The sequence below is a fragment of the Phenylobacterium sp. FG114 genome (assembly GCF_057809855.1).
The window spans coordinates 97206-110875 of record NZ_JBMDKU010000007.1; the positions used below are offsets into that span (position 1 = coordinate 97206).

The following is a 13670-nucleotide window of genomic DNA, read 5'->3' on the forward strand; positions in this document are numbered from 1 at the left end:
AACTCGCTCTTCTCGTTGGGGCGAATTTGGCCGCCTGCCGTGGGGTTATGTCAAACGGGCAGGGCGGTCGTGGACTTGATCTGCTCCATCGCGAACGCCGAACTCACGTCCGAAAGCGGAACCGCGGCGATCAGCTTCTTGTAGAAGGCGTCGTAGGCGGCGATGTCGCGGACGAGAACCTTCAGCAGGTAGTCGGTGTCGCCGGACAGGCGGTAGAACTCGATCACCTCGGGCATCGCCGCCGCGGCGCCGGCGAAGGCGTCCAGCCATTCCTGGTCGTGGCGATTGGTGCGCACCGACACGAAGACCGCCAACCCCAGGTCCAGCTTGCTGCGGTCCAGCAGCGCGACGCGCTTGGTGATGATCCCGGTGTCGGTCAGCCGCTTGATGCGTTTCCAGCATGGCGTCTGAGACAGGCCGACCAACTGGGCCAGGTCGGCGATGGCGATCGTGGCGTCCTTCTGCAGTTCGCGCAGGATGCGGCGGTCGATAGCGTCGAGAACAGTGTCCATGCGTCTGCCTCTCCCCGGAGAACCAGAATCTACCGCGGCGGCGTCTCGGAGGCGAGCGTGAGCCTCAGTGCTCGGTGGGCGGTGGGCCGCCCTGCAACGGCGCCGGCTTGGCGAAGGGGACAATGAGCAGCGCCGCGGCGAACAGGAGGGCCATCAGCATGTACGTGTCGGCGAAGGCCAGCGTGGCGGCCTCGCGGCCGACGATCCTGCCGACGACGGCCTGAGCCGTCTCTAGCGCCCGGGCGCCGTCCGGCGTCCATTGCTGCGCCATCTGGGTCAGCCCTCGCATCGCGTCCAGGGCGCGGTCAGGACTCTCGCCCATCCCCGCGGACAGGCGCGCGGCGTGGTCGCGGGTGAACTCGATCAGCCACGTGTTCACCACCGCGATGCCGATCGCGCCGCCCAGGTTGCGCATCAGGTTGAAGAGGCCCGACGCATAGCGGAGCTGTTCCGGCGGCACGCCGTTCAGGGCCATGCCGACGGCTGGCACGATGCAGAGCAGCATGGCCAGGCCCCGCATCACCTGCGGCCAGAACAGCTCCCAGAACCCCCATTCGGGCGTCACGTGGCTGAACATCCAAAGCGAGCAGGCGAACATCGAGAAGCCCACGGCGATCACGTAGCGGGCGTCCACGAGCGTCGAGAGCCGCGCGGCGATGGGCGCGGTGATGGTCATGGCGATGCCCGTGACGAAGACGGTGGTTCCGATCTGGAGGCTGGAGAACTCCCGCACCCGGCCGAGATAGACGGGCGTGAGATAGGTGGCGGCGTAGAGGCCGAAACCGATGACCAGGTTGAGCACGCAGGCCATGGCGAAGGTGGGGCGCTTGAACGGCGTCAGCTTCACGACAGGCATGGTCGAGAAGAACGTCCGCTCGAAGAACACGACCGCGCCGACGAACGAGAACCAGGCGGCCGTCAGCACTTTTTCGTCGGTGAACCACTCGTGGCGGGGGCCTTCCTCCAGCACGTACTGCAGCCCGCCCAGGAAGACGGCGAGCGAGGCGACGTGCAGCCAGTCGATCCGCCGCAGCATCTGGGGGTTGGCGCCGTCCACCTTGCCCAGGAGGGGGAAGAGGATGGTGACCGCCATCCCGGGGACGATGTTCATGAAGAACAGCCAGCGCCAGTCCCAGTACTCCGTGATCAGGCCGCCGACGCTCGGTCCGAGGGTTGGCGCGAGCGTCGAGACCATCCCGAGGATCGCCGGAACCGCCGCGCGCTTCGGCCCTTCGAACATCGCGAAGCCCGTGGCGAACACCAGGGGCACCATGGCGCCGCCCGTGAAGCCCTGGATGGCGCGGAAGGCGATCATCGAGTTGATGTCCCAGGCCAGGCCGCACATTAGGCTGGAGACCGTGAACAGCCCCGCCGACAGCGTGAACAGCCATCGCGTCGACAACGCCTGGGACAGAAAGGCCGCCAGCGGGATCATTACGATCTCGGCCATCAAATAGGCCGTCTGCACCCAGGCGATCTCGTCGGGGCCGGCGTTGAGGCCCGCTTGGATCGAATTCAGCGACGCGGCGACGATCTGGATGTCGAGCAGGGCCATGAACTGGCCGAACGCCATGATCGCGAAGATCACCAGCTTGCGGCCCTCGCTGAGGCTGGCCGGGCCGGCGGGCGGGGCGCCTGCGGCGGCGATTGCGGCGGTCATGGTCCCTTGCGCTCCGGCGGTTCGCACTTAATATTATGCGCATCATATAAATGCAGGCATCGCCATGCGCTATAGCGACACCCACAAGGAAGAGACCCGGAAGAAGGTGCTGAAGGCGGCGGCCAGGGCCGTGCGGGCTAAGGGGCCCGATGGCGTCGGCGTGGCCGAGATCATGGCCGAGGCCGGCCTGACCCACGGCGGCTTCTACGCCCACTTCCCGAACAAGGAGGCGCTGGTCGCCGCGGCCATCGACGAGGCGTTCGGCCAGAGCCGGCGCCGGTTCGAGAAGCTGATGGACGGCAAGGACGGCGCCGAGGCGCTGTCGGCCTTCGTTGACCTGTACGTCACCCGCGAGCACCGCGACCATCCGGAGCGCGGTTGCCCGATCGCCACGCTGTCCAGCGAGCTGCCCCGCCAGGGGGCGCCGGTACGCGAAGCCTATGAGCGGGGCGTGCACGGCCTGATCGGCCGGCTGGCCCGCTGGCTGCCGGATGGCCGCAAGGACCTCGCGGCTTCGCTGCTGGCCGAAATGGCCGGCGCGGTCTCGCTCTCGCGGGCGATCTCGAACGGCGAGGCCGCCGACCGCTTGCTGGCCGACGCCCGGCGCAGCCTGAAGATCCGCATGGGGATTGTGCAATGAACGCCGTCACGCCGCCCGCCGAGTTGTCTGGCCTGGAGCAGCTCCGCGCCGTATTCGACCCGGACCGTCCCGAGCGTGCGCCGGGCATCGGCAAGACCATGGGCTTCACGGTCATTGAGATCGAGGAGGGTCGCGTCGTGTTCGGCGGCCACCCCGACGAGAGCGTCTATAACCCGATCGGCACGGTGCACGGGGGCTATGCGGCGACCTTGCTGGACTCCGCCGTGGGGTGCGCCGTCCACTCGGTGCTGAAGGCGGGGCAGGGGTACACGACCCTGGAGCTCAAGGTCGCCTACCACCGCGCCATGACCAAGGACACCGGTCCGGTGCGCGCCGAGGGCAAGGTGATCCAGGCCGGCCGTCGCGCCGCCTTCGCCGAGGGGCGGCTCACCGACGAGCAGGGCCGCCTCTACGCCACGGCCACCTCCACCCTGCTGGTGTTCGACAGATGAAGATGGAATCGGTGACCACCGGCACGCCGGTGAAGCCCAGGCGCAAGCTGCCGCGCGGGGTGTTGATGGCCGGCGCGGCCCTGGCCGTCGCCGCCGGCGGTTACGCCTATATCCACGCGAGCGGGGCGTCGGCGACCACGGACAACGCCTATGTGAAGACCGACGTGACCATCGTCGCGCCACGCGTGAAAGGCCACGTGGCCCAGGTGCTGGTCGGCGACAATCAGCCCGTGAAGGCCGGCCAGGTGCTGGTGCGTCTGGATCCCGAGGAATACGCCGCCCGGGTCGCCGCCGCCGAAGGCGACCTCGCCGCCGCCGAAGCCGCGGTGGCCGCAGCCGAAGCGGCGCTGGTCCGGCTGGGCTCCGAGGAGGCCATGTCGGTCGCCGAGGTGCGGGAGGCCGAGACCGGCATTCGCGCCGCCGACGCCGAAGCCGTCCGCGCCAAGGCCGACTGGGACCGCTACGCCGCGCTCCTGAAGACAGGCTACGCGCCGCGCCGCGACGCCGATCGCATCCAGACCCAGGCCGTGGCCGCCGCCGCAGCGGCGGAAAAGACCCGCGCTTCGCTGGCCGTCAGCCGCAGCCAAGCCGGCGTCACCGCAAGTCGCCGCGGCGAGCTGGTCGCGGCCGTCGCCCAGGCCCGCGCCCAGCGCCAGAAGGCCGCCGCGACGCTGGACCTGGCCCGGCAGGACCAGCAGCACGTCGACATCCGCGCACCGATCAGCGGCGTGGTGGGCGACCGGCAGGCCAATATCGGCGACTACGTCCAGCCCGGCTCACGCCTGCTGGTCGTGAACCCGCTGGACCGCCTCTACATCACCGCGAACTTCAAGGAGACGCAGACGGCGCGGATGCTGAACGGCCAGGCCGCCAAGGTGAAGGTCGACGCGCTACCCGGCGTGACCCTGAGGGCCCATGTGGAGAGCTTCGCCCCCGGCACGGGCTCTGAGTTCGCGCTGCTGCCTTTCGAGCCGGGCGTCGGCAATTTCACCAAGATCGTCCAGCGGGTGCCGGTGCGCCTGCGCTTCGACCCTGGCCAGCCGGAACTCGCGCGCCTGCGGCCGGGGCTGTCGGCGAAGGTCACGGTCGAGCTGGACGGCGACTGAGCCCCTTAAAGGGAAACTCAAAACGGCCTCAGACAAACGGCTTATTCCTATTCGATAGGTAGGAATAAATTCGGGCCATGCCGGAAGCCCACATCGAAGTCGAACTGGACGATGGCGCGCTGGACGCCTTCGTCGCCTGTCCCGACAACGAGGGACGGAAGCCGCCGATTCTGTTGCTTTCCCGACGCACCACACCCCTCGCCGAGGTGGAATCCCGGGTGCGCCGCCTATCCGCCCACAACTATTTTGTCCTCGCCCCGGATTTTTCGGGCCTGTCGTCCGAGGATCGGCGGGAGGCGGCGTGGGCCTGCCTGGACCATCTGGCGGACGAGCGCAGGGTAGACGACACGCGGGTGGGGGCGCTGGGCTTCGGCTCGGGCGCCGATCTCGCGCTCGACCTCGCCGCAGGCAGGGCCGAACGCATCGCCGCGGTGGCGGCCTATGGGGGCAGGGGCTTCCGCGCTAGGCCTGCCCTGGAAATATCTCAAAAAATCAATGGCCTTGTTCGCCTGGGCTATGAGGTTCACGCGATCCCGGTGCGCGCGGGCCTCCTGGAGACGGCGCTCAACCTTTCGGGAGTCCTGTTCGACGTGGAGGTCTACGACCGCGACCCCCGATGGCCGGACCTGATCGACTTCTTCGACCGCGCGCTGTCGTCGCCGGCGTCCGAAACGGCGCCTGGAACGAATGTCGGTGCTCGGGCGCTCAACCCCTAGACGACTGATGTGACGCATCTTCTGTGGCGCGCCGTGCGCGCCGCGCTAGGATGTCTCAAGCGACTCGGTCCTGGCGACCCCCGCCGGGACGTCGCTCCAACCAATCTAGCTGGGGGAGCCCATGGCCACTGGTAAGAACACGAACGCCCTGCAAAAGCCGCTGACGCCCTCCGCCGAACTGGCCGCTGTCGTGGGCTCGGCGCAGCTCTCGCGCGGTGAAACCGTGTCGAAGATCTGGGACTACATCAAGAAGAACAACCTGCAGAACCCCGCGAACAAGCGTGAGATCCTGGCCGACGCCAAGCTGAAGCCCGTCTTCGGCGGCAAGGACAAGGTCAGCATGTTCGAGATGAACAAGCACCTGGCCGCGCACCTCAAGTAGGACGCGCGCGGCGCCTGCGTGCGCCGCGGCCTTGCGTGAAGGGGGACCTCGCGGGCTGCTCGCCCTGCGAGGTCTCTTCACTTTTGAGGCGTGTGACGACATAAGGTCCGACCTCCGCGGCCCGGGCCGCGGCCTCCCTTCTCACGGATGTCTTCGTGACCTCGCCCAACAGAGCCATCATCCTCGCCGCGGGGCAGGGCAAGCGCCTCCTGCCGCTGACCGAGGCGCGGCCGAAATGCCTCATCGAGCTGTCCGGCCGTACACTCCTGGCCTGGCAACTGCTTCGCCTGCAGGCCGCTGGCGTGCAGGAGGCCGTAATCGTCACGGGCTTTCGCGCCGACGCGGTCGAAGCCGAGATCGCCGCCCTAAGCCTGAAAATGCCGGTGCGGCTGGTGTTCAACCCCTTCTACACGGTGTCTGACAACACCGCGTCGTGCTGGATCGTCCGCCAGGAGTTCGACCGCGAGGTCCTGATCCTCAACGGCGACACCCTTTTCGGCCCAGGCGTGGCGGAGAAGCTGCTGGCCGCTCCACCGGCGGAGATCACGGTCACCATCGACCGCAAGCCGGCCTACGACGCCGACGACATGAAAGTGCTGACCGACGACGGCCGCCTCAAGGCTATTGGCAAGACCATCGAGGCCTATGACGCGGAGTCCATCGGCTTTCTCCGCTTCTCAAAAGAGGGCGCCGCAAAGTTCGTGGCCGGCGTCGAGCATGTCCTGCAGACACCGGATGGCCTTCGGCGCTGGTACCTCTCGGTGATCGACGAACTGGCTCGCGCTGGCGTCGACGTGAAGGTCGCCTCCATCGAGGGCCTCGAGTGGGGAGAGATGGACTTCCCGCAGGATGTCGAGAATCTCACCCGACTGTCGAGCGGCTGGACGGCTCCCGAGGGCGCCTAGGGTTTGAGCGCATCTGCCCGACAATTGGGCGGTTTTGAGCTCCAAACGCGCCCAGTCGCACTCCGGCTTGCGAAGACAACACCCTGGAAAGGTTCGCAACCTTAGCGTTAACGGGTTCGCGTCTGCGGGAGGGCGCGGCAAGGCGCAGAGGTTCCGTTGTCAGACACCGACGAAGCCCTGGTTCCGGAGCGCATTCTGGAACTGTCCGAGCGGCTGTCGACAGCGGCGGCGACAAGCGTCGGCGATATCGCGCGGATCAACCGTGAGGCCAAGATGCTGGCCATCAACGCGCTGATCACCGCCGCGCGGGCCGGCGAGGCCGGCAAGGGCTTCGCGGTCGTGGCGGAGGAGTTCAAGACGATCTCGTCGCGGATCGACGAGGTGACTGCGAACCTGGAAAGCCAGGTCCAGGGCGATCTGCGCGAGCTCTCGGCCGTCGGGGGGGCGATCCTCGGCCACCTGCGGGGCCAGCGCCTGGCCGACCTGGCGCTCAACGCCATCGAGATCATCGACCGCAACCTCTACGAACGCACCTGCGACGTGCGCTGGTGGGCCACGGATTCCGCGGTGGTCGACTGCGTCAGCACGGGTACGCCGGCCGCGGCCGATCACGCCAGCAGTCGTCTGCGGGTGATCCTGGACGCCTACACGGTCTACCTCGACCTCTGGATTTGTGACGCCGAGGGGAAGGTGGTCGCCGTCGGCCGGCCCGAACGCTATCCGCGCGCGACGGGGAGCTCCGTGGCGGCCACGGCTTGGTTCAAGAGGGCCAAGGCCACGCGCTCGGGCCAGGAATTCGTGGCCTGCGATGTCGAGCGGCTGCCGGTGCTGAACGACGCGCCGGTGGCGACCTACGCGGCCGCCATTCGACAGGGCGGCGCGGTGGACGGCGAGGTCACGGGCGTGCTGGGCATCCACTTCGACTGGCAGCCCCAGGCGAATGCGGTGGTGGACGGTGTGCGCCTTACCGACGAGGAGAGGAGCCGCTCACGGGTTCTGCTCCTCGATCGAGGGGGGCGCATCCTGGCTGCATCGGATCGCCGGGGCGAGCTCACCGAGACGTTCCAGCTTCCGTGCGACGCAGTGGGAATGGGGAGCTATGCCGACAACGGGGTCACCGTCGGCTACGCGCTCACCCCCGGCTACGAGACCTACGAAGGCCTGGGCTGGTACGGCTGCATCGTGCAGGGCGAGCGCCTCGCCGGGACGACTGCCCGACCGCAGACGGGCGAAGCGGCCTAGGAATCGACGATCCGGCGCACCAGGTCGAGGTCGGCGGGCTTGTCGACGTCGACCGAGGCCAGGCCGAAGGGCGTCTCGACCATCGCCGCCGTGACGCCGGCCAAGGCTCCCAGGCGGACGGCCGCGTCCCGCAGCGAAAGGCGCCGGAATACGTAGCGGAGCAGCATCCGCGGCCCCAGAATCTGGGCCATCTTCCACGGTCGCTTGCGCTCGGCCTCCACGCGTCGCCAGAGGTCGATCACGCCCAGCGCCCGGTCGTTGGCAAGGTAGAAGAGGTTGCAGCCCGACCAGTCGCCGTCGGCGAGTCTCAGCCAGGTGCGCTTCGTTCCCGGCGCGGCGGCCTCGACGGTCGCGCGGGCGGCCACCAGCACCGTGACATCGGCGTCCGTCGGCGTATCGGTCAGGAAGCGCCTGATCCATTCGGGCCGAAGCAGGGCGTGGTCCGCGGTCGTGACCACCAGGGGCGTTCCCAGGGCCTGCGCGCCGGCCTTCACGCTAAGGCTGGGGCCGGAGGCCTCGTCCAGCGCCTCGCAGTCCAGTCGCGCGATCTCGGCCCGCACGCGCGTATCGCTGGAGACCACGGCGATCCGTCCCGCGCCGGCCGCCTTCAGGGCGCCCACCACGCGCGCCAGGAGGGTCTGGTCTCCCAATCGGATCAGCGCCTTGTGGCCGGCCCCGCCATAGGCCGCCACCGGGTCTTCGCCGCCGCGCGAGCCCGCAAGGACCAGGGCGGAGAAGCCGGTCACGCCAGCGCCTTCTCGTACAGGCGGTAAGTCTTGTAGACCTTGGCGCCGCCCGCGTCGCAGATGCGTCGCATGGCGGTGTTGTCTTCCAGGATCCACGACAGCTCGTAGCGCTCGTAGCCCTGCCGGCGCGCCGCCTGGGCGACCGCGTCGATGAGATGGAAGGGCAGGAGCTGGCCGCGCAGGGTCGAGGCGAACTTCTTCCTCACGCCCATCAACGGCACGCGGCCGGTCTTGGGGCCTTTGACCTTCAGCCGCCACAGCAGCTTGAGGAAGCCGAACGGGAACAGCTTGCCCTTCAGGTCGGCGATCGCCTCGTTGATGTTGGGCAGCAGGATCATGAAGCCCGCGGGCTCGCCATCGATCTCGGCGAACCAGGCCAGGCGCGCGTCGATCAGCAGGCTGAGCGTGGTCGCCAGCGCCTGGGTTTCGGCGGCGGTCGTCGGTGTGAAACCCCAGTTGTCGGACCAGGCGTCGTTCAGGATGCCGGTGAGGGTCTGCACTTCCTCCTTCAGGCGCTTCATCTCGACGGTGCGTAGCGTCACGCCCTCGGGCAGGCCTTTGCGGACGCGACGCAGGATCGGGCCGGGCAGGTCGTCGGCCACGCTGCAGACGTAGGCGTAGATGTCCTTGGCCTTGGCGTAGCCTTGGCCCTCGATCCGCGCGGGCGTGTAGCGCGGATCGTGGCTCATCATGAACATGGGCGGCGTGTCGTGGCCCTCGACCAGGAGGCCGACCTCCTCGTTGGTCGACAGGTTCACAGGCCCGATGGCGGTCCTGCAGCCCTTGGCCTTCAACCAGGCCTCCGCAGCGGCGAAGAGGGCCTCGAACACCGCCGGGTCATCCTCGGCGGCGATCATGCCGAAATGGCCGACGCCCTCCTTGGTCTGGGGGTTCAGGTGGTCGATCTGTGCGCTGATCCGGCCGACGTCGCGTCCGCCCTTCACCGCCAGCCAGAACTGAACGTCGGCGTGCTCGAAGAAGGGATTGCCCTTGGCCGTCAGGGACTCGCCGCGCTCGATCATCAGCGGCGCGATGTAGTTCGGATCGCGCTCACCCAGGCGCATGGGCACGCGGATGAACCGGTCCAGTTCCGCCTTGGAACCGACCGGGACGATTTCGACGCCCCCCGACACGTTCATCCTTCCAGATAGAGCAGCACGGTCACCGCCAGCGCCGAGAACATCGCCGGCGCGGCCCAGGCGGCGAGGATGGGCGGCACGGCGCCGTTTTCGCCCAACGCGGTGAAGGCGCCGTCGAAGACCAGGAAGAGAAGCCCTGCCGCCAGGCACTGGACCATCAGTGTGGCCCCGCCGCCCCGAAAGTTGGCCAGCGCGGCCGGCGCGGACAGCAGCAGCATGACCAGGCAGGCGATCGGCGCCGCCCATGCCCGCTGCAGCTGGGTGTCGTAGAAGGTGCGCGGTCGGTTCGACAGGCCGCCGGCCAGCGCCCGGCTGGCCTCGGCGGCGGTGACCGTGGTCTCGCCCGCCGCGAGCTGACGCACGTCGCTTGGCCTCAGGTTCTCCGTCCAATCCATCGAGGCGGCCTGCCCCTCGGCGACGCTCGCCGCGCCCAGGGTCTCGAAGCGGGGCTGGATCAGCCGCCAGCGGCCGTTCTCATAGGCGGCGGCCGGCGCGCTCGTGCGCTGGACCAGGCGGCCGGTCTGGTCGCGGCGGTAGATGGTGACCTGCTCCAGGCCACGCCCGTCCGGATCGCGCGGCACCGCGACCACCACCTCGTCACCCACCCGGAAGGTGACCGGATCCACCGCCTTGGCCTTGTCCTTCGGCGTGCTGGCCTGCCACCAGTCGCTCAGCGTGGCGTCGGTGCGCGGCGCGATCTGCAGGCCGATGGCCAACTGGGCCAGGGTCAGGGCCAGCGCGGCGGGGACGGCCATCAGGGTGATGCGATAGGCCGAGATGCCGGTCGAGCGCATGGCGGTCACCGCGCTGTCTCCGGCCAGCTTGCCGAACGCGAACAGGGATCCGGCGAGGACAGCCAACGGCGCGGCCTGCTCGATCAGCCGCGGCAGGCGCAGAAGGGCATAGTAGCCGATGCCGCCAACGCCCAGGTCTCGATCCAGGATGTCGGTGGTCACGTCCAGCAGGTCGAGGATCTGCAGGATCCCGACCAGCACCAGCAGAGCGATGAGGATCCGCGACCCCATCAGCTTCAGGAGATAGGTCCCGAGCGTCATGCCGCGGCGCCGCTCGCAGCCTTCTTCACCCGCAGGCGGGCGATCATCGCCCCCAGGTGCTCCATGGCGAGCCCGATGGGGGTCTCACCGGGCCGCTTTCGGCTGGTGAAGAAGACGAAGAAGGCGATGGCCGCGAAGATGACGAACGGGCCTCCGACCGAGAGCTCCGCCGGCGCCTTGCCCTTGTCGGCCAGGCTTTCCCCCAGTTGGACGAGGTGGTGGAAGGCTAGGAGAAGCAGGCCGCCCACGATGGCGCCGGGCGCGCGGCCGCTGCGCTTGGCCGCCAGGCCCAACGGGACGGCCAGCAACGGCAGGAGCGGCAGCGAGAACGCGCGCGCCAGCCGGCCATAAAGTTCACCCTTCAGGGTTTCCTTCGGGATGGTCGAGCGGCCGCTCTTCGCCTGGTTCCACAGCTCGAAGAGCGTCAGCTCGCGCTCATCGCCACCGCGGGCGCGCAGCAGCTTCGCCGGCCCGGTGATGGGCAACTGCATGGTGAAGGTTTTGAAGCTGAGGATTTCGGGACGGCCCTGGTCGTTGAAGCGCAGCTGCTGACCGTTCTGTAGCTCGAGGCGAACGTTCTGGCCGTCGGCCGCGCGGCGGATCTCGGCCATGCTCGCCGTGGTGATCTCTTCGCGACCCTTGTCGGTGATCCGGCGGATGAAGATCCGCGACAGCTGCTGCCCGGCCGCATCCGCCTCGTCCGTCGTCATGGTGAGGTCGTTGGATGGGGTCAGGATGGTCTCGGCAGGGACCAGGCCGTTCCAGCCGGCGTTCTGGGCCGTGTGCAGCACGGCGCGATAGGCGTAGCGGCTGTAGGGCTGCAGGAAGCCGAAAACCAGCAGGCTGACGGCGGTCAGCGCCGCGGCCAGGCACAGGTAGGGCGCGGCCAGCCGGGTGAGCGAGACCCCTGCCGCCAGCAGCGAGTCGATCTCCGAGGCTTGGTTCATGCGGTTCACCACCACCACCAGGGCCAGAAAGAACGCGGCCGGCAGGGTCAGGCCCAGGTAGTGTGGCACCAGGTTCACGGCGAGCTGGGCGACGAAGCCGAACCGGTCGCTGGAGGCCGACAGCATGTCGAGCAGCCGCAGGATCCGCTCCAGCAGCAGCGCCACGAGCGTCACGCCCATCGCCCCTACCATCGGCCAGAAGGCCAGGCGGAGCAGGTACCGGTCGATGAGGCTCAACGGATCCCTCGAATAGCGGCGGTCACGCCGGCCAGCGGGCGGCGAAGTCGGCGGCGAGCGTCGCCGCCTCCTCCTCGCTCAGAGCGACGTTCGACGCAAGCGCGGGCGGACCCGGCCAGCCCGCATCCCTGAAGGTTTTTCCGTCGTATTCCCGCTCTCCGTCGTAGCGTGGCAGGACGTGGAAGTGGACGTCGGGATCGACCATCATCAGCATCAGGTAGTTGATGCGCTCGTAGGCGACAGTGTGGCGGAGCAGGGCCTCGATGCCGTCGACCGCCGGCTTCATGTCGGCCATGGCCGCCGCCGAGAGGTCGGAGAACGCCGTCGCCTCGTCCTTGCAGACCAGCACCAACGCGCCGAAGGTGGGTTGCTGCGGCCGCAACAGCACCAGCCAGTGCTCGGTCTCCGCGACAAGGGTGTGGGGGTAGCCGAACTTGCGGGCCGTAGCGTTCGTCACGACTTATCCATGCCAGGTGAGCGGCCGAGCCGCGCCGAGATCATAGGGAGCCGCTCCTGACCATGAAAGGCCGAACGGCCGCATTCGCCATCGCCGGAGCCCTGATGGCCGCCGGACCAAGCCTTGCCGACCAGGGCTGCGCCGGCACACGCGCGCCGACCTCCTCGAAACTGATGGTGCAGGTGAACGGCGTGCGCCCCGCGATCGGTGAGGTGGCCATCACCGTCTACCCCGACGACAAGAAGCGGTTCCTGGCCAAGGGAGGCAAGTTGGGCCGCCAACGGGTGAAGGCCGCCGCCAGCGTCAGGGCCTGCTTCTGGGTCCCTCAAGGCGCCTACGCCGTGGCCGTCTACCATGACCGCGACGGCGACCGGGACTTCGACCGAACGCTGGTGGGCTTGCCGGCCGAGGGCTTCGGCTTCTCCAACGATCCCGACACCAAGACCGGTCTGCCGTCGTTCGGTTCGGTGCGGTTTCGCGTCGGACCCGGCGAGCGGGTGACCCCCATCCAGATGAAGTACCTGCGCTAGCACAGGACGAATCGTCCCAGGTGCTCGACGGAGAGGTCGGCGGTGATGCCCCGGGCGGTCACTGTCGTGCGGAAGCCGGCCCCTTCGCGTTCGATCGCGATCTCGTTCCACCGCGCCGGTTGGCCACGCCCGCTAAAGGGGGTGGACGCGGCGGGGACCGCCAGGATCGGGATGGTGTGCGCCGGCCCCGGGGTCCCGGTCATCAGCGCCTCGTGCGCATGGCCGTGCAGGATCAGTTCGGCGCCGACCTCGCTCAGCATCGCCCGCAATGCCGGCGCATCGGTCAATTCCTTGCGGCCGGCGACTACGCCACGCGCCACCGGGTGATGGATCAGGACCACGCGATAGAGGCCGGCCTCACCTGTCTCCTTCAGCAAGTCCCGCGCCCGCGCAATCTGGGCTGCGCCAAGCGTGCCTTGTGCGAGGTGCAGCGCGGTCGGCAGGGCCGACGACAGGTTGACCAAGGCGACCGGCCCCCGAACGCGCAGATGGGGGAAATCGGCCTCAGGATCGTCGCCGAGCCAGGGCCGCCACGGGCCGAAGGCCCTGGGCGCGCCGGCGGCGCTGAGCGCGTCGTGGTTGCCGGGGCTGATGGTGACGCGGGCAGGGTCGCCCAGTCGTTCGAGCCACACAGCCGCCGCGGCGAATTCCTCGGGCGTTGCGAAGTTGATCACGTCGCCGGTGATCGCCACATGGTCCGGCGAATGGGCGGCCACGTCGGCCGCGATGGCGTCAAGGACGGACTGGATATGCCTGTGCTGCTTGCGTCGCCACGCGAACCGGCTCAGCAGGCGCTTCGAGGCCACGTCGCGCCAGCGGAAGGGCAGGGGCGGCGGCGGAAGCTGCAGGTCGGACAGATGGGCGAGGCGGAAGGCGGTCACGAGCTTTCCTAACGGAACGGCGCTCGGTATCAGGTTCCATCGATTTGCGTGAGAGGCGCGCGG

The 13670-nt window shown here is 68.7% G+C and carries 16 protein-coding genes; 8 read left to right on the forward strand and 8 right to left on the reverse strand.

Annotated elements, in window-relative coordinates:
• Positions 1 to 50: 50 nt before the first annotated feature.
• Together ACODSY_RS13600 and ACODSY_RS13605 are read right to left on the reverse strand one after the other, a co-directional pair.
• Positions 51 to 512 (reverse strand): Lrp/AsnC family transcriptional regulator, encoded by a 462-nt coding sequence (locus ACODSY_RS13600; protein WP_488952293.1) that lies wholly within the window; start codon positions 510 to 512, stop codon positions 51 to 53.
• Between the two features lie 64 nt (positions 513 to 576).
• The gene (locus ACODSY_RS13605; protein WP_488952294.1) at positions 577 to 2172 is read right to left on the reverse strand and encodes a DHA2 family efflux MFS transporter permease subunit; all 1596 of its coding nucleotides are present in this window, start codon (positions 2170 to 2172) and stop codon (positions 577 to 579) included.
• A gap of 64 nt (positions 2173 to 2236) precedes the next feature.
• On the opposite strand from ACODSY_RS13605, the gene ACODSY_RS13610 reads away from it, so the two are divergent.
• From ACODSY_RS13610 to ACODSY_RS13640, 7 genes are all read left to right on the forward strand, one after another.
• Positions 2237 to 2812: a TetR/AcrR family transcriptional regulator gene (locus tag ACODSY_RS13610; RefSeq protein WP_488952295.1), complete on the forward strand. Its 576-nt coding sequence runs from the start codon at positions 2237 to 2239 to the stop codon at positions 2810 to 2812.
• Positions 2809 to 3264: a PaaI family thioesterase gene (locus tag ACODSY_RS13615; RefSeq protein ID WP_488952296.1), complete on the forward strand. Its 456-nt coding sequence runs from the start codon at positions 2809 to 2811 to the stop codon at positions 3262 to 3264. Before ACODSY_RS13610 ends, ACODSY_RS13615 begins: the two co-directional genes overlap by 4 nt.
• Positions 3261 to 4370 carry an HlyD family secretion protein gene (locus ACODSY_RS13620; RefSeq protein WP_488952297.1) on the forward strand — a complete coding sequence of 370 codons (1110 nt, stop codon included), beginning with the start codon at positions 3261 to 3263 and terminating at the stop codon, positions 4368 to 4370. The genes ACODSY_RS13615 and ACODSY_RS13620 overlap by 4 nt, the downstream gene beginning before the upstream one ends.
• A 77-nt stretch (positions 4371 to 4447) precedes the next feature.
• Entirely contained in the window at positions 4448 to 5086 is a 639-nt protein-coding gene (locus tag ACODSY_RS13625) for a dienelactone hydrolase family protein (protein ID WP_488952298.1), read from the forward strand.
• A gap of 121 nt (positions 5087 to 5207) precedes the next feature.
• Positions 5208 to 5468 (forward strand): SWIB/MDM2 domain-containing protein, encoded by a 261-nt coding sequence (locus ACODSY_RS13630; RefSeq protein WP_488952299.1) that lies wholly within the window; start codon positions 5208 to 5210, stop codon positions 5466 to 5468.
• Between the two features lie 155 nt (positions 5469 to 5623).
• Positions 5624 to 6373, forward strand: a complete 750-nt coding sequence (locus tag ACODSY_RS13635; protein ID WP_488952300.1) for a phosphocholine cytidylyltransferase family protein — start codon at positions 5624 to 5626, stop codon at positions 6371 to 6373.
• Between the two features lie 156 nt (positions 6374 to 6529).
• On the forward strand, positions 6530 to 7615 hold the full coding sequence (locus ACODSY_RS13640) for a cache domain-containing protein (protein ID WP_488952301.1): 1086 nt from the start codon (positions 6530 to 6532) through the stop codon (positions 7613 to 7615).
• Here the strand turns inward: ACODSY_RS13640 and ACODSY_RS13645 are convergent.
• The 5 genes from ACODSY_RS13645 to ACODSY_RS13665 are packed head-to-tail and all read right to left on the reverse strand — an operon-like array spanning position 7612 to position 12196.
• The gene (locus ACODSY_RS13645) at positions 7612 to 8361 is read right to left on the reverse strand and encodes a nucleotidyltransferase family protein (RefSeq protein WP_488952302.1); all 750 of its coding nucleotides are present in this window, start codon (positions 8359 to 8361) and stop codon (positions 7612 to 7614) included. The genes ACODSY_RS13640 and ACODSY_RS13645 overlap by 4 nt on opposite strands.
• Complete coding sequence (locus ACODSY_RS13650) at positions 8358 to 9500, reverse strand: dATP pyrophosphohydrolase (RefSeq protein WP_488952303.1); 1143 nt, start codon at positions 9498 to 9500, stop codon at positions 8358 to 8360. Before ACODSY_RS13650 ends, ACODSY_RS13645 begins: the two co-directional genes overlap by 4 nt.
• A complete protein-coding gene (locus ACODSY_RS13655; RefSeq protein ID WP_488952304.1) occupies positions 9497 to 10555 on the reverse strand; it encodes an LptF/LptG family permease in 1059 nt (352 codons plus the stop codon). Before ACODSY_RS13655 ends, ACODSY_RS13650 begins: the two co-directional genes overlap by 4 nt.
• Entirely contained in the window at positions 10552 to 11739 is a 1188-nt protein-coding gene (locus tag ACODSY_RS13660; protein ID WP_488952305.1) for an LptF/LptG family permease, read from the reverse strand. The genes ACODSY_RS13655 and ACODSY_RS13660 overlap by 4 nt, the downstream gene beginning before the upstream one ends.
• Before the next feature lie 22 nt (positions 11740 to 11761).
• Positions 11762 to 12196, reverse strand: coding sequence for an HIT family protein (locus ACODSY_RS13665; RefSeq protein WP_488952306.1), 435 nt, complete (start codon positions 12194 to 12196; stop codon positions 11762 to 11764).
• Between the two features lie 62 nt (positions 12197 to 12258).
• Here ACODSY_RS13665 and ACODSY_RS13670 point away from each other — a divergent pair, with 62 nt between their 5' ends.
• Entirely contained in the window at positions 12259 to 12726 is a 468-nt protein-coding gene (locus tag ACODSY_RS13670) for a DUF2141 domain-containing protein (RefSeq protein ID WP_488952307.1), read from the forward strand.
• Here the strand turns inward: ACODSY_RS13670 and ACODSY_RS13675 are convergent.
• Positions 12723 to 13607, reverse strand: coding sequence for a metallophosphoesterase family protein (locus tag ACODSY_RS13675; RefSeq protein WP_488952308.1), 885 nt, complete (start codon positions 13605 to 13607; stop codon positions 12723 to 12725). The two genes, ACODSY_RS13670 and ACODSY_RS13675, sit on opposite strands and share 4 nt — an antisense overlap.
• Positions 13608 to 13670 lie beyond the last annotated feature (63 nt).

Coding starts and splice junctions, on each gene's coding strand:
- ACODSY_RS13610 (WP_488952295.1), top strand. CDS start 2,237: ATGCGCTATAGCGACACCCACAAGGAAGAGACCCGGAAGAAGGTGCTG.
- ACODSY_RS13615 (WP_488952296.1), top strand. CDS start 2,809: ATGAACGCCGTCACGCCGCCCGCCGAGTTGTCTGGCCTGGAGCAGCTC.
- ACODSY_RS13655 (WP_488952304.1), bottom strand. CDS start 10,555: ATGACGCTCGGGACCTATCTCCTGAAGCTGATGGGGTCGCGGATCCTC.
- ACODSY_RS13600 (WP_488952293.1), bottom strand. CDS start 512: ATGGACACTGTTCTCGACGCTATCGACCGCCGCATCCTGCGCGAACTG.
- ACODSY_RS13605 (WP_488952294.1), bottom strand. CDS start 2,172: ATGACCGCCGCAATCGCCGCCGCAGGCGCCCCGCCCGCCGGCCCGGCC.
- ACODSY_RS13625 (WP_488952298.1), top strand. CDS start 4,448: ATGCCGGAAGCCCACATCGAAGTCGAACTGGACGATGGCGCGCTGGAC.
- ACODSY_RS13670 (WP_488952307.1), top strand. CDS start 12,259: ATGAAAGGCCGAACGGCCGCATTCGCCATCGCCGGAGCCCTGATGGCC.
- ACODSY_RS13650 (WP_488952303.1), bottom strand. CDS start 9,500: ATGAACGTGTCGGGGGGCGTCGAAATCGTCCCGGTCGGTTCCAAGGCG.
- ACODSY_RS13620 (WP_488952297.1), top strand. CDS start 3,261: ATGAAGATGGAATCGGTGACCACCGGCACGCCGGTGAAGCCCAGGCGC.
- ACODSY_RS13630 (WP_488952299.1), top strand. CDS start 5,208: ATGGCCACTGGTAAGAACACGAACGCCCTGCAAAAGCCGCTGACGCCC.